Origin of the sequence: Paenibacillus sp. FSL P4-0113 (assembly GCF_038009305.1) — a bacterium.
Lineage (GTDB): Bacteria > Bacillota > Bacilli > Paenibacillales > Paenibacillaceae > Paenibacillus > Paenibacillus polymyxa_D.
In genome coordinates, this window is the sequence record NZ_JBBPAZ010000001.1 from 4730279 (window position 1) to 4748802 (window position 18524).

The 18524-nt window shown below is 46.0% G+C and carries 9 protein-coding genes, 14 tRNA genes, 3 rRNA genes and 3 pseudogenes; 24 read left to right on the forward strand and 5 right to left on the reverse strand.

Annotation, left to right across the window (positions count from 1 at the left end; genetic code table 11):
* Position 1: 1 nt before the first annotated feature.
* Genes MKX46_RS20555 through MKX46_RS20565 form a run of 3 tightly spaced genes read left to right on the forward strand, consistent with a single transcriptional unit; the run spans position 2 to position 2685 of the window.
* On the forward strand, positions 2-826 hold the full coding sequence (locus MKX46_RS20555; protein ID WP_165150043.1) for a hypothetical protein: 825 nt from the start codon (positions 2-4) through the stop codon (positions 824-826).
* A 4-nt stretch (positions 827-830) separates the two neighbouring features.
* Complete coding sequence (locus tag MKX46_RS20560) at positions 831-1844, forward strand: peptidase U32 family protein (protein WP_029517539.1); 1014 nt, start codon at positions 831-833, stop codon at positions 1842-1844.
* Position 1845: 1 nt separating this feature from the next.
* Positions 1846-2685 carry a hypothetical protein gene (locus tag MKX46_RS20565; RefSeq protein ID WP_341071708.1) on the forward strand — a complete coding sequence of 280 codons (840 nt, stop codon included), beginning with the start codon at positions 1846-1848 and terminating at the stop codon, positions 2683-2685.
* Between the two features lie 164 nt (positions 2686-2849).
* Here MKX46_RS20565 and MKX46_RS20570 read toward each other — a convergent pair whose 3' ends face one another.
* A complete protein-coding gene (locus MKX46_RS20570) occupies positions 2850-2927 on the reverse strand; it encodes a hypothetical protein (protein WP_340887063.1) in 78 nt (25 codons plus the stop codon).
* Positions 2928-3690: 763 nt separating this feature from the next.
* Here MKX46_RS20570 and MKX46_RS20575 point away from each other — a divergent pair.
* The 3 genes and pseudogenes from MKX46_RS20575 to MKX46_RS20585 all read left to right on the forward strand — a co-directional run bounded on the left by MKX46_RS20575 (position 3691) and on the right by MKX46_RS20585 (position 6467).
* Positions 3691-4329 carry a glycoside hydrolase family 11 protein gene (locus MKX46_RS20575; RefSeq protein ID WP_025720875.1) on the forward strand — a complete coding sequence of 213 codons (639 nt, stop codon included), beginning with the start codon at positions 3691-3693 and terminating at the stop codon, positions 4327-4329.
* 288 nt (positions 4330-4617) lie between these two features.
* Positions 4618-5305, forward strand: a pseudogene (locus MKX46_RS20580) (formylglycine-generating enzyme family protein); the annotation flags it as partial.
* Positions 5306-5714: 409 nt separating this feature from the next.
* Positions 5715-6467, forward strand: coding sequence for an alpha/beta fold hydrolase (locus MKX46_RS20585; protein ID WP_341071710.1), 753 nt, complete (start codon positions 5715-5717; stop codon positions 6465-6467).
* A 441-nt stretch (positions 6468-6908) separates the two neighbouring features.
* Here the strand turns inward: MKX46_RS20585 and MKX46_RS20590 are convergent, their stop codons facing one another.
* Positions 6909-8225, reverse strand: a complete 1317-nt coding sequence (locus tag MKX46_RS20590; protein ID WP_341071712.1) for an erythromycin esterase family protein — start codon at positions 8223-8225, stop codon at positions 6909-6911.
* Between the two features lie 1620 nt (positions 8226-9845).
* Between MKX46_RS20590 and MKX46_RS20595 the strand changes: the two genes are divergently transcribed.
* The 17 genes from MKX46_RS20595 to MKX46_RS20675 all read left to right on the forward strand — a co-directional run bounded on the left by MKX46_RS20595 (position 9846) and on the right by MKX46_RS20675 (position 16316).
* Positions 9846-11401, forward strand: a 16S ribosomal RNA gene (locus tag MKX46_RS20595).
* A 403-nt stretch (positions 11402-11804) separates the two neighbouring features.
* A 23S ribosomal RNA gene (locus tag MKX46_RS20600) occupies positions 11805-14730 on the forward strand.
* A gap of 151 nt (positions 14731-14881) precedes the next feature.
* Positions 14882-14998, forward strand: a 5S ribosomal RNA gene (rrf, locus tag MKX46_RS20605).
* The 16S, 23S and 5S rRNA genes sit together here with 14 tRNA genes alongside, the layout of an rRNA operon.
* Positions 14999-15068: 70 nt before the next feature.
* Positions 15069-15144: transfer RNA gene (locus tag MKX46_RS20610), tRNA-Ala, on the forward strand.
* Between the two features lie 4 nt (positions 15145-15148).
* Positions 15149-15224 (forward strand) — tRNA-Asn (locus tag MKX46_RS20615).
* A 3-nt stretch (positions 15225-15227) separates the two neighbouring features.
* A tRNA-Ser gene (locus tag MKX46_RS20620) sits at positions 15228-15319 on the forward strand.
* Positions 15320-15339: 20 nt separating this feature from the next.
* Positions 15340-15411 (forward strand) — tRNA-Glu (locus tag MKX46_RS20625).
* Positions 15412-15421: 10 nt separating this feature from the next.
* A tRNA-Val gene (locus MKX46_RS20630) sits at positions 15422-15497 on the forward strand.
* Positions 15498-15523: 26 nt separating this feature from the next.
* A tRNA-Met gene (locus MKX46_RS20635) sits at positions 15524-15597 on the forward strand.
* A gap of 26 nt (positions 15598-15623) precedes the next feature.
* Positions 15624-15700 (forward strand) — tRNA-Asp (locus MKX46_RS20640).
* Between the two features lie 13 nt (positions 15701-15713).
* Positions 15714-15789: transfer RNA gene (locus MKX46_RS20645), tRNA-Thr, on the forward strand.
* Positions 15790-15793: 4 nt separating this feature from the next.
* Positions 15794-15879: transfer RNA gene (locus MKX46_RS20650), tRNA-Tyr, on the forward strand.
* Between the two features lie 7 nt (positions 15880-15886).
* A tRNA-Lys gene (locus tag MKX46_RS20655) sits at positions 15887-15962 on the forward strand.
* 12 nt (positions 15963-15974) lie between these two features.
* Positions 15975-16055 (forward strand) — tRNA-Leu (locus MKX46_RS20660).
* Positions 16056-16065: 10 nt separating this feature from the next.
* A tRNA-Gly gene (locus MKX46_RS20665) sits at positions 16066-16140 on the forward strand.
* Between the two features lie 7 nt (positions 16141-16147).
* Positions 16148-16224 (forward strand) — tRNA-Arg (locus tag MKX46_RS20670).
* Positions 16225-16236: 12 nt separating this feature from the next.
* Positions 16237-16316: transfer RNA gene (locus MKX46_RS20675), tRNA-Leu, on the forward strand.
* A 394-nt stretch (positions 16317-16710) separates the two neighbouring features.
* Here MKX46_RS20675 and MKX46_RS20680 read toward each other — a convergent pair.
* The 3 genes and pseudogenes from MKX46_RS20680 to MKX46_RS20690 all read right to left on the reverse strand — a co-directional run.
* A pseudogene (locus MKX46_RS20680) lies at positions 16711-16935 on the reverse strand (oxidoreductase); the annotation flags it as partial.
* Between the two features lie 14 nt (positions 16936-16949).
* Positions 16950-17115, reverse strand: a pseudogene (locus tag MKX46_RS20685) (IS110 family transposase); the annotation flags it as partial.
* Positions 17116-17175: 60 nt separating this feature from the next.
* Entirely contained in the window at positions 17176-17544 is a 369-nt protein-coding gene (locus tag MKX46_RS20690) for a hypothetical protein (protein ID WP_341071713.1), read from the reverse strand.
* A 496-nt stretch (positions 17545-18040) separates the two neighbouring features.
* Here MKX46_RS20690 and MKX46_RS20695 point away from each other — a divergent pair, with 496 nt between their 5' ends.
* Positions 18041-18505, forward strand: a complete 465-nt coding sequence (locus MKX46_RS20695; RefSeq protein ID WP_029514777.1) for a hypothetical protein — start codon at positions 18041-18043, stop codon at positions 18503-18505.
* Positions 18506-18524 lie beyond the last annotated feature (19 nt).

Below are 18524 nucleotides of genomic sequence, written 5' to 3' on the forward strand. Positions count from 1 at the left end.
GATGAATACCGAGGTCATCTTAATTCGCGTTTCCCCAAAAGCTGTTTTTAGCTATGATATCGAAAATGGTCATTTTCATAGGGAGAACCCCTACTCAGAAGTCACGGATTACAGTTATAGCTCGGAATTTAAACATCATAAAAGAGCAAATGACCTTTCTAATTTTGTGAAAATAGAGCGTGTTTATCAACTGGAAAACACGGACAAGGCTCAGGCCGAAATTGCCCAGCTTGCGCGCAGGTTACATCTGACTGATTTCAATGTAATTGAAGGACCGCTGGAACGTCCTGAATTCGTTGCAGACTACAGACCTAGTAGCCCAACAGCTTACCTGGATTTTTTTCTACAAAAATGGCACAGGGGCTGTAGTCCCTTGTATTCGGAGGAGGAATTGCAAGAGGGAGAAAACCACATTAAAAACTTGCGTCATACCCATCCTTCTTATGGTGAATTAAATGAGTATGAGTATATTGCAAAAATGCTGAGTATGTTGGACTCGAATCAAACCCAATTGTTTCCCTGCGAAGCTGGAGTACATTCTTTTCAAGTAAATGGTGATGGAGCGCTTTTTCGCTGCAATAGATATGCTAAGGCGGGCTTGGAGAAATCAAGCGACGAGATAGGATGTATTGATTCTGTGGACGATTTGGCACCTTGTAAAAGTTGTTTTTCAAGATATATGTGCGGAGGACGTTGCAATTTATTGATTAATCAGCTTCAGAGCAATGCATGTGTCCTGTTTCGGGAGTTTACAATTGTTTTGTTGAAAGCGATCATTAGTCATCATCTGGCTGAAAAATCGGCTGGAATTCTGGTAAAGGAGTAGACATATGCGAATTTGTACAGGATTAGTGACCATTGATGATTTAGTGCCTTTTATTCAGGCCGGAGCCGAAGAATTTTATTGTGGCGTCATTGATGAACAATGGTTGGATCGGTATAACTATATCGTTGCCTTGAATCGCAGACCTTGGCCTGATGCGAACTTTTCCAGTTTTGCTGAACTTGCGGAGGTCGTGAATATAGCGCATGCTCATGGGTGCCAGGTATTTTTTACGATGAACGAACACTGCTATAACAACCAGCAGCTTGGTATCCTGGATTACTATTTGGAGCAAGCTGTTCGTTGTGAAGTGGATGCTATTATTTTTGCTGATTTGGGCTTGGCCGGTTATTTTGCGGATAAGAAAACGAATGTGGATGTGCATATCAGTACAGGCGGCACGATTTTTAACTGTTACACAGCAGAAATGTACACCAAAGAATTTCATGCGGATCGGCTTATTTTGCCCCGTTCCTTGTCCATGGCAGAAATGAAAATCATAATTGAAAGCTCACCAAATACAGAGTTTGAGGTTTTTATCAAAAATGAAGGCTGTACTTATATAGATGGCTTTTGTAATTTTGTGCATGGGACTCGATTTATGAATAACAATGATGGGGTCATTTTTAATCCTCCATGTGTTTTGAGATATCAGGTTATTGAGAGTATTACGCCCATACCGTATGATGTACCACTGCTGGAGAAAAAGCTAAACTGGATTTTAGACAATAAGGGTGACTGTGGTGTTTGCAGCTTATATTATCTGAACCAATTATCGGTTGATAGCTTGAAATTGGTCGGGAGAGCTTCAGACAGAAGTCAGGTTTTAAGTGATATCAGGATGATAAAATCAGCGATAGATTTATGCGGCGAGGTGGCAAACTTCGAAGAGTACCATCACATGATTTCTTCGCAAATATGTCAGAATAGCTGGAAAAACGATCAATTGATTACACATTGCTACTACCCGGAAATTCTGGACCATGTAAATGGCATTCATAATGTTCAGGGGAGTGTATAATATGGAAAAAGCGATGATGGTTGACGACCTGCGTAAATTAACGAATGTGGAGAACCAGTATCAGCGTCTGTATTATGGACAGGAGTTTTGCCCGCGTGCTTTCTTAACAGTAAGGGAGCTAAAATCAGTTATCAGCTTTTGTGAGCAGCACGACATGAAGCTAACCTTGATTACTCCTTATATGACGGATGAAAGTATGAACACGATTGTGAACATCTTAAAGGAAGTAAGTGAAGCATCTATTTTTGATGAGTTGGTGGTTAATGATTTCGGAATGTTGTATTTTATTGAAAATCATTATCCCGGCCGCTTTAAACTTATTTTAGGTAGACTACTGAATAAAGCTAAAAAAAGTCCTTCTATTGCAAACTATTTTCCCAAGCTTGATGATGATTCGAAAAGTGCCTTACAGAATACTGCGGGAGGGTTTGTCCCCAATATTAGGTTCATGCGTAAATATAAAATTTCTGCTATTCAATATGATAATAGAATACAAGGTAATAAGCTGGATATCAAAGACAATCATGATCTGGTAAATAATAATGATATTGATGATGCTGATACTGATGTGCTCCCTTTTAGCAGGGAATTAGTATACCCTTACGTACACATTACAACTGCCCGAAGATGTTTTTCCAGCATCCTGTATAGCAAGTCATCTATGTCTGAGTGGAAAACGTCATCATTATGCAATAAGAGCTGCAAGACTTGTCAAACAGTCCTCTATAATGATGTGATGAAAAAAGATATTATATTAAAAGGAAACTCTCTTTATTACGAAAATGCCAAGCTTCCCGTCAATTTAGCGGAGTATTCACGAATTATAACTCAGGTACTATAAATACTAGATCGGAGTGGTTTGCCCGCTTTTATTTTGAAAGAGCAGGTGGTCTAACCTCGCTGCTCTTTTCTGAACTCATTCGTTAAATCTTCCTATCTATTACTGGTTCCTTCACACTCGTTTTGGTATAAACTCGTGTTCCCCGCTAAACACTTCAATCATCGTTAATGCCCCGTTCGATAGCCGTGGATGAACGCTGCTGCCGAGTGTAGGGAAGTTGATTCGCTTAGTAAATCAAGCATGACTTCAATTTGTTCAAAATCGACTGCTGGTAGTTTATTTTTTTAGCATCTCCATAAGATCACTAATTTTTTAATTCACTTTTTGAGACTCAGGGTCGGTTGACTTTATTCGTTCACTGGGACGCCATTTCCTCTCTATAAATTCTGTTTTGCTAAGTCTTTATCCTCACGTAAATCCATCACCCAAGCCAAAGTTCACTACATGTGGAAGCTACATATAAGGTGAGCATTGAATTTATTCTTGGTCAGACAGGTAATCCTAAACGTTAAAGGTAAAATGAATAATTCCAGAAATAAAGCTCCCGCGGTGATGGGACTGACCCGATTTTGAACCAATGGAAAATCCTCAACAACAAAAGACTACAAAGGTGTCGGAGTACAAGACTTGATTCCATTGCCGAAAGGGACAAGAACTTGGTATCGTTGCTGATTAGGTGAATAGCTAAAAAGGAAAACATAAAAAATGGATTCGCATATTGCTCGAATTAATTAAAAGCAGCCAAGCCCTTCTTTCAACGTTACGGGACTCGGTATCTATTGTTACCCTCGACGGGTTCTAAAATTTCAAAGAAAGCTAAACATAATAGAGTTAAAGCTTTAATTTGCTAGGTTTATATGCAAACGCTATTATTCTATAATTTCACTCAGAAAGGAGGTTAAAGTAAAAAAATACGGAATATGGCACGGATAGGTGATATACTGCAAAGAGAATCAACCAACAAGCAAGTGTATGGGACAAATACAAAATTTTAGGAGGTAGAGTATGTTTAAGTTTAGTAAGAAAATGATGACGGTAGTTCTTGCAGCTTCCATGAGTTTTGGGTTGTTTGCAACAACCTCAAGTGCAGCGACAGACTATTGGCAAAATTGGACCGATGGCGGCGGGACGGTCAATGCTGTAAATGGATCAGGTGGTAATTACAGCGTAACATGGAAGGATACCGGGAATTTTGTTGTCGGCAAAGGCTGGACTACTGGATCGCCAAACAGAACGATTAACTACAATGCCGGTGTCTGGGCGCCGTCCGGTAATGGATATTTGGCTCTCTACGGGTGGACGAGAAACTCACTCATCGAATATTACGTCGTTGATAGCTGGGGGACTTATCGACCTACCGGAACGTATAAAGGTACGGTGACCAGTGATGGGGGCACATATGACATCTACACAACAATGCGATACGACGCACCTTCCATTGAAGGCCAAAAAACGACGTTTATTCAGTACTGGAGTGTTCGACAGTCGAAGAGACCGACCGGGGGCAACTCCACGATCACTTTCAGCAACCACGTGAAAGCATGGGCGAGCAAAGGAATGAATCTGGGAAGTAACTGGTCTTACCAGGTGTTGGCGACAGAGGGGTATCAGAGTAGCGGGAGCTCTAACGTAACGGTGTGGTAACCACTTAACTGCAAGCTGTTCAACGAACAGGCGCGGTTGGGGCTGTCTCACGGGATAAACGGGTTCCGAAAGCTGTCTGATAGGATTTACACGAATTGGTCCATGGAGGAAACAACGATCTCTAAGCATTGTAGACAGGCCGATGGCCGTTCTCCTCCAGTCTATCCGTCAGTGCGGATGCGTTGCAGGCCGTTACCTGCTAGACGAACGGCCTTCGACGCTGCTGGAGGCGAATTGCGGGCCGTCATGGCCTATCATTTTCCCTATCAGCTTAAAGGGGATATATCAATGAGAAAGCTATTAATTTTCCTTTTAATAGCACCAATGGTTGTGATCAGCGCTTGTTCGCAAGATAAGCCTGAGAAAAGGGATAACCTTGTATTCGTGGAAGGTGGGACTTTTCAGAACAACAAGTACAACAACTCTGGAAAAAGCGTGGCCCTATCGAACTTTTATATCAACAAATATGAAGTAGTTCAAAAAGAGTGGGTTGAAGTCATGGGAAGTAATCCCTCGGTATTCATAGGCGACAGTTTGCCAGTAGAAATGGTGAGTTGGTATGACGTTGTGGAGTACTGTAATCAAAGAGGTATACGAGAGGGCTTAAAACCGTATTACAACATAGACAAGGATAATAAAAGACCCGACTAAATAAGAATGATAACGATAATATAAAATGGACAGTAACGATTAATGAGGGAGCTAACGGTTGCCGATTGCCTACAGAATTGGAGTGGGAATATGCTGCAGACGGAGGTCAGGCGAGCAAGGGCTACACATACAGCGGAAGCAATAATGCTGACGAGGTGAATGGTATTGGAAAAACGCCGGAGCCAAATACTTATCTGGAGACTGGAACTGGCCTATTATAGAGAGCAACAATAATAAAACAAAATCAATCGATACCCGGAAACCCAACGAGTTAGGAATTTACTACGATATGTCTGGCAACGTAAGAGAATGGTGTTGGGACTGGTAGGGAGACTTGGATAGCGAAAGCGGTTTCTACCGGGTTGTGAAGGGTGGCGGACAGCGACCGTCTAGGACTATATTTTTTGTCCTCGGCTGTCGCTGTTCAATTTATAGAGCCAGTCTAATACTTTATTTTCTGCTGACAAAAGAGGGATTTAGAGGCATAAAAAATATTTTGGGCATGTTGAGTAGAAGATGGTCCAGGATATGTCTCCGCTATGTTTGTTCATCACTTTTCGCATAATCCCAGCAGCTCTCGTTCTCTATACACAAGATGACGAGGCATTAATTAAGCGACGGGCAGTTATTCAAAGTGACTTCATAGTGGATATCTTTTTTAATATAGACTGTATGTTCAGTCATGACTAAAATGGTAGCCAAGAAAATATTACCACATTGTGGAGGGGGACAAGGTGGAACTTTTTTACGAAATCGAAGGGAATGGAGTCCCTATAGTCATGATTCACTCGGGAGGTGTCGACTCAAGGGTATGGAGATATATGGTGCCTGGACTGGCAAAATCATTCAAGATCATTACCTTCGATGGTCGAGGAACCGGCCGCTCACCTGCTATGCAAGAGCCGACTTCACTTGTGGAGGATTTGCTCAAACTTCTTGAACATCTCGGACTGGATCTTGTCACACTTGTTGGCCATTCCATCGGTGGGCAAGTCGCGACTGATTTTGCGTTATCATATCCTTCTATGGTTGAGCGTCTAGTGGTAATTGCCCCTTCATTAACGGGATTTGCATATTCGCAAGAATTTACCAATTATATGACATCGGTGAATGCGGTCGCTCCCGATATTTCAAAACTTGTAGAGTTGTCCTTAGCCGCACCGATCTATCGGGCTACGATGGCTAGCCACCATCGGAGTTTTTTGACTGAAATGCATAATCACTACATGACAAGGGTATTCACCGAGTGGAGAAGCTTTGAGGTCCTTTGGCCAGAGGCGCCTTCGATTGAACGTTTAGAAAAGGTTGCAGCGAGTACGTTATTTATACAAGGAACCATAGAATGGCCGGATATGTACAATATCGCCGAGCACTTCAAGCGTGTACCTGCAATTAGGTTTGCCGAAATCAAAGGAGCCGATCATATGCTTGTCCTTACTCATGCGGAGGAACTAGCTAATAGCATCCGACAGTTTTGTCACAGGTGAGGACCATACGTGAATAGATTGGGCATCTCTTGAATCAAAGTATTATAATGGATGATAAGAAGTTTTGAAACTTAAAGGGCAACCCGGAAGAAACATCTTGGTGCTTGGAAGCGGCGGATGAGTGGAAAGCGGATGTTTACAGATAACATCAACACGATGTCTCTCAAGCATGTCTATACCAAGACCTTACATTAGGGAGCAGTTGAATTGACGTACCGACCATCAAAAGAAGATTAACGCTTTCCACCAAAAATCAGAAAGTGTTTAATTGAACTAACGGGATACGTTAGCTCAATAAAACAGCGGCAGGCTCAGACTGATAAAAACAAGTCCGACCCTGCCGCTGTTTTATATTGGAGCCAGTTTTATAATTATAATCCGGAGCCTTGACGGTAAACTATACCAGCTACCCTGCATCCCACAGACGGTTCTTACGAGCTGTTATTCTGAAAATAAAGCATCCGTTGCAACTGGTTGAAGGATAGGCAGTGGCTGAAGGGCGGTGGTCCGGTCGAGATGAACAAACGCATCATAACGATCCGCCATGCTGGAAGGCACGTAATTGCCGAATCGTTCATGAGCAGGCTCATATACCACACCGATGGCTCGGTGGCCAATGACCGTATGCAGTATGGAAGATGCATCGGAGAGCATTACCATGCCATTCCGGCCGTCTCCCGCCCGGTGCATGCAATACTCCCAGCTTCCTGGCTGTCCGGGCGGCACGGTCATTTTCTCAACCGGAGCTCCCCAAGCTCTTCCCGCCAGTACCTCGCCCTGATAGGTTCCGAAGCCAACGGCAAACACACGATGTTCCGGATCTTCCCGCAGTAGCTGACCCACATTGACCATGCCGTCAGCCATCATATCCGTTGCCCGCGCATCACCGATATGCGTATTATGCTCCCAGACAATGGCTTTTGCCGAGGCGCCGTAATAGGACATGATTCGCTTCAGCGATTCAACCATATGTCTGTCCCGTATATTCCAGGACTGCGGACCGCCCCGGACCATCGTACGATAATAGGCCTCCGAACTGGAAGTGACGAGCATGTTCACCTCCGCATTCAGTTCTTCCTCACTTCCCGGATACGCCATGCGCCTGCTCTGAATCTGCTTTAGTAGCTCAACCACTTCTTTCTCACAGCTCTCCGAGAGCAATCCTGCCGCAATGCCATAATTTTGATGGTCCCTGCTATATGGATCAAAACAAGCATATGTCCTGCGGGCCTGTTCCAGGTGGGGAGACTTGGTCTCCTCCAAATAAGCGATGATTGCCTCCATCGATTCCCATAACGAGTACATATCGATGCCATAAAATCCAACCTTGGGACAATCACTTCCGTCCCCTTGATTCATCTCATTGTACTCCTTCAGCCACTCCGCGAAATCACGAATATCCGTATTCGCCCACATCCAGGTCGGCCAGCGGGTAAAATCACCCAGTGCATCGGCTGCCGAAGAATCGGACCCCTCCATCCCTTTAACATACCGGTTTAACCGATAAGCAGAGGGCCAGTCTCCTTCCACGCCGATAATGTTAAATCCCTTGCTTGTAATTAGCTTCTTCGAAAGTTCGGCCCGAACTTGGTAAAAATCAGACGTCCCATGGCTCGCCTCGCCAAGCAGCACAATATCTGCATCTCCGATGGCCTTAACCATGCTGTCCAGATTCTCCATTCCGTCCAATGGGATAAATAAGGCATTCAGCTCTTTTAGATATGCGTTCTGCTCTGATAGATTATCATTAGAATTCATGAATTTGTTCCCTCCTTTAGACGGTATGAGTGGATTATTTCCGAATTGTCCATTCATTAACCCAAAACAGGCCTCCCTTAGTGATAAGCCAGGGTAAGTCTGGTGGGGGCAAAATTTGAATTGATTAAGATGTGCACAAAAAAGGAGGAGAAATATAATGTCCGCTGAACGTTTTCATATTCACATAGTAGATGAAGTCCTTGCTGATTTAAAGAGAAGACCGCTGGCCGGATCAATTGGAAAACTCAGCTTGGAGTGATTGTGGAGGTGACCTCCGTCAAAGATTTAGCGAAGATGAACTCATTACATATCATGGTTTATTGGCTTACTAACACAATCGGGTCGTCAACGCGGATGTATTACGAAAATTCACATTCGCTGCCGCCATTAGGCTATATAAAAGTACCAACTGGGGTTGCATTATTCCCAGCAGATATAGTATTACCACCAAAAGACTGGGCAGTGCGAAATTTAAATATAACTCGCTGGACTATCATGGCTCGTGGTGGACATTTTACGGCCATGGAAGAGCCAGAGCTTTAAGCCCAAGAAATTCGTGCCTTCTACAAGCCTTATAGAGTGGAATAGTGAGTGTTTATGATGGAGCAGATACCTTAGAATAATTATTCAAGAGCGAAAAGGCCTTTTGAGTATGTACGAACATCCAATTGATTCAGCGTTTGGTTGATGAAAAAGCTATGGATAAAATCTTTTATTCGAATGCTATTAAGAATTAGTCCAAGTAGGACCAACTTACCAGTTGAGGCCGATTGGATCAATAAATCTGCCTTAAATGATGTGGGTTAGTATCCATTATTAAAGGAGGAATCACGAAATTCAATATAAGGCTCCTTAACGTTGTAAATCCGCGTTTACTGGCGATACGTCAATATTGTAAAAAATTACGATTCATTCTCGTTCCTAAAAGCATGCTTTTAGGAACGAGAATGAATTAGTCTATTTCACGTCCCCAAATGTGTATAAATAATTATTGGAACGTTTCAGTATTAATGGTCCCTTTTTTGGAACTGAAAGGGGGATGCATCATATAGTAGATATGGCTTATAATTTGTGTGTCGGTCGGCCAAATACCAAGCTACTTTCGACGCTACTGTTGATCAATAGTATGATGCCCAAAAAGTCGTCACAAGATATCTAACTGCTATTCATGAAAAGCATTTATCGGATGCAGTAGATATGGTCAAAGATTCACGGTACCTTTTAATGAAGAAAAACAAATTCGAAAGTATAAGCAGTACAGTAATAGAACTGATTTTGATAACTCGGTTATTAATTGGTATGATTTACATGTAGTAATCAGCAAACTTAAATGATATATTATGTATCCGGCCGTAAGATAGGCTGTGATGTAATAGTTAGATGGACTTCAAAAATTCAAAGGATTACCTATGAGGTATTATTTACCAGTAGCGTGAATCGTTGAAGTATGATATATTATTATTCCGGGTGTTGATATGTCCGGAAATGATTGATCTTTGAAAACTGAACAACGAGTGAGTAAAACGATTTTGTTCGCAAAATCAAACAAGAGATATTTTTTATCTCGTCAGTTTCATCATGAGCTTATCGCTCTTTCTATAAACCAACTTCGGTTGGTCTTTAATGGAGAGTTTGATCCTGGCTCAGGACGAACGCTGGCGGCGTGCCTAATACATGCAAGTCGAGCGGGGTTATGTAGAAGCTTGCTTCTACATAACCTAGCGGCGGACGGGTGAGTAACACGTAGGCAACCTGCCCACAAGACAGGGATAACTACCGGAAACGGTAGCTAATACCCGATATATCCTTTTCCTGCATGGGAGAGGGAGGAAAGACGGAGCAATCTGTCACTTGTGGATGGGCCTGCGGCGCATTAGCTAGTTGGTGGGGTAAAGGCCTACCAAGGCGACGATGCGTAGCCGACCTGAGAGGGTGATCGGCCACACTGGGACTGAGACACGGCCCAGACTCCTACGGGAGGCAGCAGTAGGGAATCTTCCGCAATGGGCGAAAGCCTGACGGAGCAACGCCGCGTGAGTGATGAAGGTTTTCGGATCGTAAAGCTCTGTTGCCAGGGAAGAACGTCTTGTAGAGTAACTGCTACAAGAGTGACGGTACCTGAGAAGAAAGCCCCGGCTAACTACGTGCCAGCAGCCGCGGTAATACGTAGGGGGCAAGCGTTGTCCGGAATTATTGGGCGTAAAGCGCGCGCAGGCGGCTCTTTAAGTCTGGTGTTTAATCCCGAGGCTCAACTTCGGGTCGCACTGGAAACTGGGGAGCTTGAGTGCAGAAGAGGAGAGTGGAATTCCACGTGTAGCGGTGAAATGCGTAGAGATGTGGAGGAACACCAGTGGCGAAGGCGACTCTCTGGGCTGTAACTGACGCTGAGGCGCGAAAGCGTGGGGAGCAAACAGGATTAGATACCCTGGTAGTCCACGCCGTAAACGATGAATGCTAGGTGTTAGGGGTTTCGATACCCTTGGTGCCGAAGTTAACACATTAAGCATTCCGCCTGGGGAGTACGGTCGCAAGACTGAAACTCAAAGGAATTGACGGGGACCCGCACAAGCAGTGGAGTATGTGGTTTAATTCGAAGCAACGCGAAGAACCTTACCAGGTCTTGACATCCCTCTGACCGCTGTAGAGATATGGCTTTCCTTCGGGACAGAGGAGACAGGTGGTGCATGGTTGTCGTCAGCTCGTGTCGTGAGATGTTGGGTTAAGTCCCGCAACGAGCGCAACCCTTATGCTTAGTTGCCAGCAGGTCAAGCTGGGCACTCTAAGCAGACTGCCGGTGACAAACCGGAGGAAGGTGGGGATGACGTCAAATCATCATGCCCCTTATGACCTGGGCTACACACGTACTACAATGGCCGGTACAACGGGAAGCGAAATCGCGAGGTGGAGCCAATCCTAGAAAAGCCGGTCTCAGTTCGGATTGTAGGCTGCAACTCGCCTACATGAAGTCGGAATTGCTAGTAATCGCGGATCAGCATGCCGCGGTGAATACGTTCCCGGGTCTTGTACACACCGCCCGTCACACCACGAGAGTTTACAACACCCGAAGTCGGTGGGGTAACCCGCAAGGGAGCCAGCCGCCGAAGGTGGGGTAGATGATTGGGGTGAAGTCGTAACAAGGTAGCCGTATCGGAAGGTGCGGCTGGATCACCTCCTTTCTATGGAGAATCGTTTCCGGAGAGCGGAAACATTCAAATTAGCAGGTACATGTACCTGCGACCGGATATTCAATTCGGTTCATCACATTCGTGTGAATGAAATGAATATCCTGAACTTACTCACTCGTTGCTCAGTTTTGAGAGCTCAAACTCTCACATTGGATTTCCAAAATATACTTGTATTCAAGTATTGAGGAATTTGATATGATATTTTTCCGGGGTTAAAGCCGGGGAGAATATTGCACCTTGAAAACTGGATACCGAAACGAAATTGCGTTTTAGAATATTCCTTTAAGCTGATCTTGTGTAAACAAGTGAAATAAAGGTAGCTGCCTTGAATTTCATTCACACGTAAGTGTTGAACCGAAATTCAAAGCAAATCGTATTTACGATGTAAATACTAGGTTAAGCTACAAAGAGCACACGGAGGATGCCTAGGCGCCAGGAGCCGACGAAGGACGTGGCGAACAACGATAAAGCCTCGGGGAGCTGTAAGCAAGCTTTGATCCGGGGATGTCCGAATGGGGGAACCCGGCTGTCTTCATCGACAGTCACTTTCTGCTGAATACATAGGCAGAATAGAGGCAGACCAGGGGAACTGAAACATCTAAGTACCCTGAGGAAGAGAAAACAATAGTGATTCCGTCAGTAGCGGCGAGCGAACGCGGATTAGCCCAAACCAAGGAGCTTGCTCCTTGGGGTTGTGGGACGTCTCACATGGAGTTACAAAGGAACCGGTTAGATGAAGAGGTCTGGAAAGGCCCGCCAGAGAAGGTAAAAGCCCTGTAGTTCAAAACTTGTTCTCTCCGAGACGGATCCCGAGTAGTGCGGGGCACGTGAAACCCCGTATGAATCCGGCAGGACCATCTGCCAAGGCTAAATACTCCCTGGCGACCGATAGTGAAGCAGTACCGTGAGGGAAAGGTGAAAAGCACCCCGGAAGGGGAGTGAAATAGATCCTGAAACCGTGTGCTTACAAGAAGTCAGAGCCCTATTTATGGGTGATGGCGTGCCTTTGTAGAATGAACCGGCGAGTTACGTTCCCGTGCAAGGTTAAGGTGAAGAGCTGAAGCCGCAGCGAAAGCGAGTCTGAATAGGGCGAATGAGTACGTGGACGTAGACCCGAAACCGGGTGATCTACCCCTGTCCAGGGTGAAGGTGCGGTAACACGCACTGGAGGCCCGAACCCACGCATGTTGAAAAATGCGGGGATGAGGTGGGGGTAGCGGAGAAATTCCAATCGAACCCGGAGATAGCTGGTTCTCCCCGAAATAGCTTTAGGGCTAGCCTCGGAAAGAAGAATCGTGGAGGTAGAGCACTGATTGGGTGCGGGGCCCGCAAGGGTTACCAAGCTCAGTCAAACTCCGAATGCCATAGATTTAGTTCCGGGAGTCAGACAGTGAGTGCTAAGATCCATTGTCGAAAGGGAAACAGCCCAGACCATCAGCTAAGGTCCCCAAGTGTGTGTTAAGTGGGAAAGGATGTGGAGTTGCACAGACAACCAGGATGTTGGCTTAGAAGCAGCCACCATTGAAAGAGTGCGTAATAGCTCACTGGTCGAGTGACTCTGCGCCGAAAATGTAACGGGGCTAAACACACCACCGAAGCTATGGCTTGATGCTTGCATCAGGGGTAGGGGAGCGTTGAATGCGGGTTGAAGGTGTACCGTAAGGAGCGCTGGACTGCATTCAAGTGAGAATGCCGGTATGAGTAACGAAAAGATCTGTGAGAATCAGATCCGCCGAAAGCCTAAGGGTTCCTGAGGAAGGTTCGTCCGCTCAGGGTAAGTCGGGACCTAAGGCGAGGCCGATAGGCGTAGTCGAAGGACAACAGGTCGAAATTCCTGTACCACCGTAATCCGTTATGAGCGATGGGGTGACGCAGTAGGGTAGTGACGCGGACGGATGGATGTCCGTCTAAGCAGTGAGGCTGATGTGTAGGCAAATCCGCACATCATTAAGGCTGGGCTGTGATGGGGAGCGAAAATTATAGTAGCGAAGGTCATGATCTCAGACTGCCAAGAAAAGCCTCTAGCCAGGAGAAGGTGCCCGTACCGCAAACCGACACAGGTAGGCGAGAAGAGAATTCTAAGGCGCGCGGAAGAACTCTCGTTAAGGAACTCGGCAAAATGACCCCGTAACTTCGGGAGAAGGGGTGCCTCGGTAGGGTGAATAGCCCGAGGGGGCCGCAGTGAAAAGGCCCAAGCGACTGTTTAGCAAAAACACAGGTCTGTGCGAAGCCGCAAGGCGAAGTATACGGGCTGACGCCTGCCCGGTGCTGGAAGGTTAAGGGGAGTGGTAAGCTCGCAAGAGCGAAGCTATGAACCGAAGCCCCAGTAAACGGCGGCCGTAACTATAACGGTCCTAAGGTAGCGAAATTCCTTGTCAGGTAAATTCTGACCCGCACGAATGGCGTAACGACTTGGGCGCTGTCTCAACGAGAGATCCGGTGAAATTTTAATACCTGTGAAGATGCAGGTTACCCGCGACAAGACGGAAAGACCCCATGGAGCTTTACTGCAGCTTGATATTGAATTTGGGTACGATCTGTACAGGATAGGTGGGAGCCGTCGAACTTTGAGCGCCAGCTTGAAGGGAGGCATCCTTGGGATACCACCCTGATCGTATCTAGGTTCTAACTTGGTACCGTAAACCGGTGCGAGGACAGTGTCAGGTGGGCAGTTTGACTGGGGCGGTCGCCTCCTAAAGAGTAACGGAGGCGCCCCAAGGTTCCCTCAGAATGGTTGGAAATCATTCGAAGAGTGCAAAGGCAGAAGGGAGCTTGACTGCGAGACCTACAAGTCGAGCAGGGACGAAAGTCGGGCTTAGTGATCCGGTGGTACCGCATGGAAGGGCCATCGCTCAACGGATAAAAGCTACCCTGGGGATAACAGGCTTATCTCCCCCAAGAGTCCACATCGACGGGGAGGTTTGGCACCTCGATGTCGGCTCATCGCATCCTGGGGCTGAAGTAGGTCCCAAGGGTTGGGCTGTTCGCCCATTAAAGCGGTACGCGAGCTGGGTTCAGAACGTCGTGAGACAGTTCGGTCCCTATCTGTCGTGGGCGTAGGAAATTTGAGAGGAGCTGTCCTTAGTACGAGAGGACCGGGATGGACGTACCGCTGGTGTACCAGTTGTTCCGCCAGGAGCACCGCTGGGTAGCTATGTACGGAAGGGATAAGCGCTGAAAGCATCTAAGCGTGAAGCCCCCTCAAGATGAGATTTCCCAATTAGTAAGACCCCTTGAAGACGACGAGGTAGATAGGTTGGGGGTGGAAGTGCAGTAATGCATGGAGCTGACCAATACTAATCGGTCGAGGGCTTATCCTAAGATAAAACGCAAAAGAGTTTCGGATCCAGTTTTCAGGGTGTAACCTTGAACGTATGTACAAGTGACATACAACAAGCGCATGGCTATTCATTCACACGATAAGTGATGAAGCGAATAACCGTACGATAGAATTTGCATAGCAAATTCATGTTTGGTGGCGATAGCGGAGGGGTTCCACACGTACCCATCCCGAACACGACCGTTAAGCCCTCCAGCGCCGATGGTACTTGGACCGCAGGGTCCTGGGAGAGTAGGACGTCGCCAAGCAACCCCATAATGGGGATTTTTTTTCGCCTATCAGGCTATTGATTATACATACAAAAATGGTTTTTTAGATGGGGCTATAGCTCAGCTGGGAGAGCGCCTGCCTTGCACGCAGGAGGTCAGGGGTTCGATCCCCCTTGGCTCCACCAATATTCCCTGATAGCTCAGTTGGTAGAGCACTCGACTGTTAATCGAGTTGTCACAGGTTCGAGTCCTGTTCGGGGAGCCATGTGGAGAGGTGTCCGAGTTGGCCGAAGGAGCACGATTGGAAATCGTGTAGGCGCCAAAAGCGTCTCGAGGGTTCGAATCCCTCTCTCTCCGCCAGCTCTTAATAATAGATATATGGCCCGTTGGTCAAGGGGTTAAGACACCTCCCTTTCACGGAGGTAACAGGGGTTCGAATCCCCTACGGGTCATAAGCAGTATGGAGGCTTAGCTCAGCTGGGAGAGCATCTGCCTTACAAGCAGAGGGTCGGGGGTTCGAGCCCCTCAGCCTCCACCATTTGAAAAATAAATATTTATTACTGTCGCGGGGTGGAGCAGTTCGGTAGCTCGTCGGGCTCATAACCCGAAGGTCGCAGGTTCAAATCCTGCCCCCGCAATTACTTCAACTAAGGAAGTTTCCTCTGGAACCGTGGTGTAGAGGCCTAACATGCCTGCCTGTCACGCAGGAGATCGCGGGTTCGAATCCCGTCGGTTCCGCCATTTAACTTAATACGCCGGTGTAGCTCAACTGGTAGAGCAACTGACTTGTAATCAGTAGGTTGGGGGTTCAAGTCCTCTCGCCGGCACCATATTGGAGGATTAGCGAAGTGGCCAAACGCATCAGACTGTAAATCTGCTCCCTTACGGGTTCGGTGGTTCGAATCCATCATCCTCCACCAGTTTTACGAGCCATTAGCTCAGTTGGTAGAGCACCTGACTTTTAATCAGGGTGTCGAAGGTTCGAGTCCTTCATGGCTCACCATTATCATTGTATGCGCGTGTGGCGGAATTGGCAGACGCACTAGACTTAGGATCTAGCGTCTTTGACGTGGGGGTTCAAGTCCCTCCACGCGCATCTTGTTTTTGCGGACGTGGCTCAGCGGTAGAGCATCGCCTTGCCAAGGCGAGGGTCGCGGGTTCGATTCCCGTCGTCCGCTCCATTTATTAGTCCCCTTAGCTCAGCTGGATAGAGCGTTTGACTACGAATCAAAAGGTCGGGAGTTCGAATCTCTCAGGGGACGCCATTAACTTCATAAGCCGGTGTGGCGGAATTGGCAGACGCGCGCGACTCAAAATCGTGAGGGAAACCGTGGAGGTTCGAGTCCTCTCACCGGCATCTATTTCGGGATGTAGCTCAATGGTAAAACTCAGCCTTCCAAGCTGGTAGCGTGGGTCCGATTCCCATTACCCGCTTTATATAGATGAAAAAGGAGAGATGGCTTATTTTTATGCCATCTCTCCTTTTTTACTTTTAAACTATTTCTATCGACATCACAAGCAGTAGAAACCCCAAGGCAATCTCCTCCGTTCTTTTGCGTTATTAAGATAGGGCGTACAACTAACGAGGAACGATAGTTAAATAACACACAATGTTGAGCAGGCGCTTCAAGTCTGCTCTTTTTATTAAACTAACGGGCAAGTTAGTTTTAAGTTTACTTCACCAACTCAACACAGAAAGCGCAAAAGTCTGTTGGGAAACTCGACAGACTTTTGCGCTTTAGAAGATGAATTTACCAAGGTTGACTTGTTGGTCCAATTGTAAACTCATTAACGTTCGTATCTTCTGGCTGATCAATCGCGAACGCAACAACATTGGCAACTCGATCAGGTGAAATACCGTGTTGTTCATACAATGCAGTTGCACCTTTTAAAGTATTCTTATCTGTGATGGTAGTCAACAATTCTGTATTTATTGCTGCTGGATAAATAGTTGCTGTACGGGTGTTCGTACCTTCAATGAAGATCCCCGATAAACACCCTTGTATTCAGGGGATATCTGATCCAATGCGGTTTGGAACTGCAGCTTAATTTGAATATATAGACCGGTAAACGTGTTATGCTGTCGTGTTAAGTTTCAAAGATTCAAGCAACTAAACGCCCCTTGTTTTATAATGCTCAAAGTCTTCTTTGTAGAACTAGGATCATCCTCGGTTGATTACTCCTAGGGTAAAAGTTATGAACGGTTGACCTTGGCTTCAAAAGGCTTTTCCAACTCGTCCCAGTTGGGGGGGGGGAGGGACCCGTGTCTGTTCCTTCCAAAGGTGAAACACACGGCTCAAAGCTACGATTTCCCCTACGGATCCGTCAACCAGTCGGCTGATCGGCATCCTATGATAAATTTTCGTAAAAAGGCGCATCAACGCCGGTCGTTTGCGGATTAGTGAAGCATGCGCGGCCGGCGTTAGCGGATATCGTAAGGCCTCTAACACGCGAAAGCCTTCGTCCATAGCCGCGATCATCTGCCGCAACAACTTGTCGTCCCAGCGATTTTTTTCATTTGGCGCTCGTGTGTAACCGTTATAAAGTTTAGCGCAATTACAGGCACGATATGATTCTTCAGCCATGCATCTATATATTCATGATAGATAGGCATCATACTCATTTGGTTTACGTATGCGGGTGCTCCCCTTCCATGCAGAGGATTTTTCCAAACAAACATGGCCTAACGGCCACCATCATGAATGAAAATGTCTTGGCTTGTGAATCTGAACCTCCTTAATGGAGGTTCAGGGCACAGGCCGATATTTTTTTGGTAGGACATACTCTGAGTCCTTAATTTCCCGACTTCGAGGAACTATAGGCAGCATCGTATTATCTCGCTGATCGAATATTTAAAGCGGTGTTTGTGAATACCAGTCTATGTGAACACTATTTAACAAACTAACAAATTCGCCATTCAAAATCTTCTCTTGAATCAATTTTGGTATACTATGTGGTAGATAAGAGAATTAATTTGAAGTCTGGGTATAAAGATGTTTCTACAACAACTTGAGAAATGAATTTGATTTTGGTGAAATGCGGAAGCTGTTAGGGCGTAAAGAGAGAAGAGGAGGAATGGAAATGTCGTATCTCGTTGATTTTAAAGATGTATCTACGGTTGGTTTAGAGTCTTCACCTGTAGCAGAAGCGCTTGCTGGTTTACGTGCTAATGAAGCCCGTTATTTTATGAACAAGTACAAGTATGAATTTACGGTTGTACCAGCTAGCGAAAGCCAGGAGAGCCTTGATTATGTGAACCGAATTTTGAGAGAAGAACGTGATATTGCGTTTGCGGCTAAACCTTTAGAAACGTCGCGTTTTCAAGTGGAAAATATCCGATTTACCTACGTTTTTTATGAGGATGGTCTTGCAATCAATGTCATGTATACGGTGGATGACCCTAAAAAGCGGGCTGTTGGTTTTAAGCTTTCTGAGGGGATGGAGGTACCAAAGGAGCTAGAAGGGAAGTTTAAGTTTGCTAGGCAGAAGTCTAAACTAGCTGGAACAATTCGGGGTTCGTTTTTTGTAATTAAAGGACAATATTAAAGTAAGCAAAAGCGCAAAT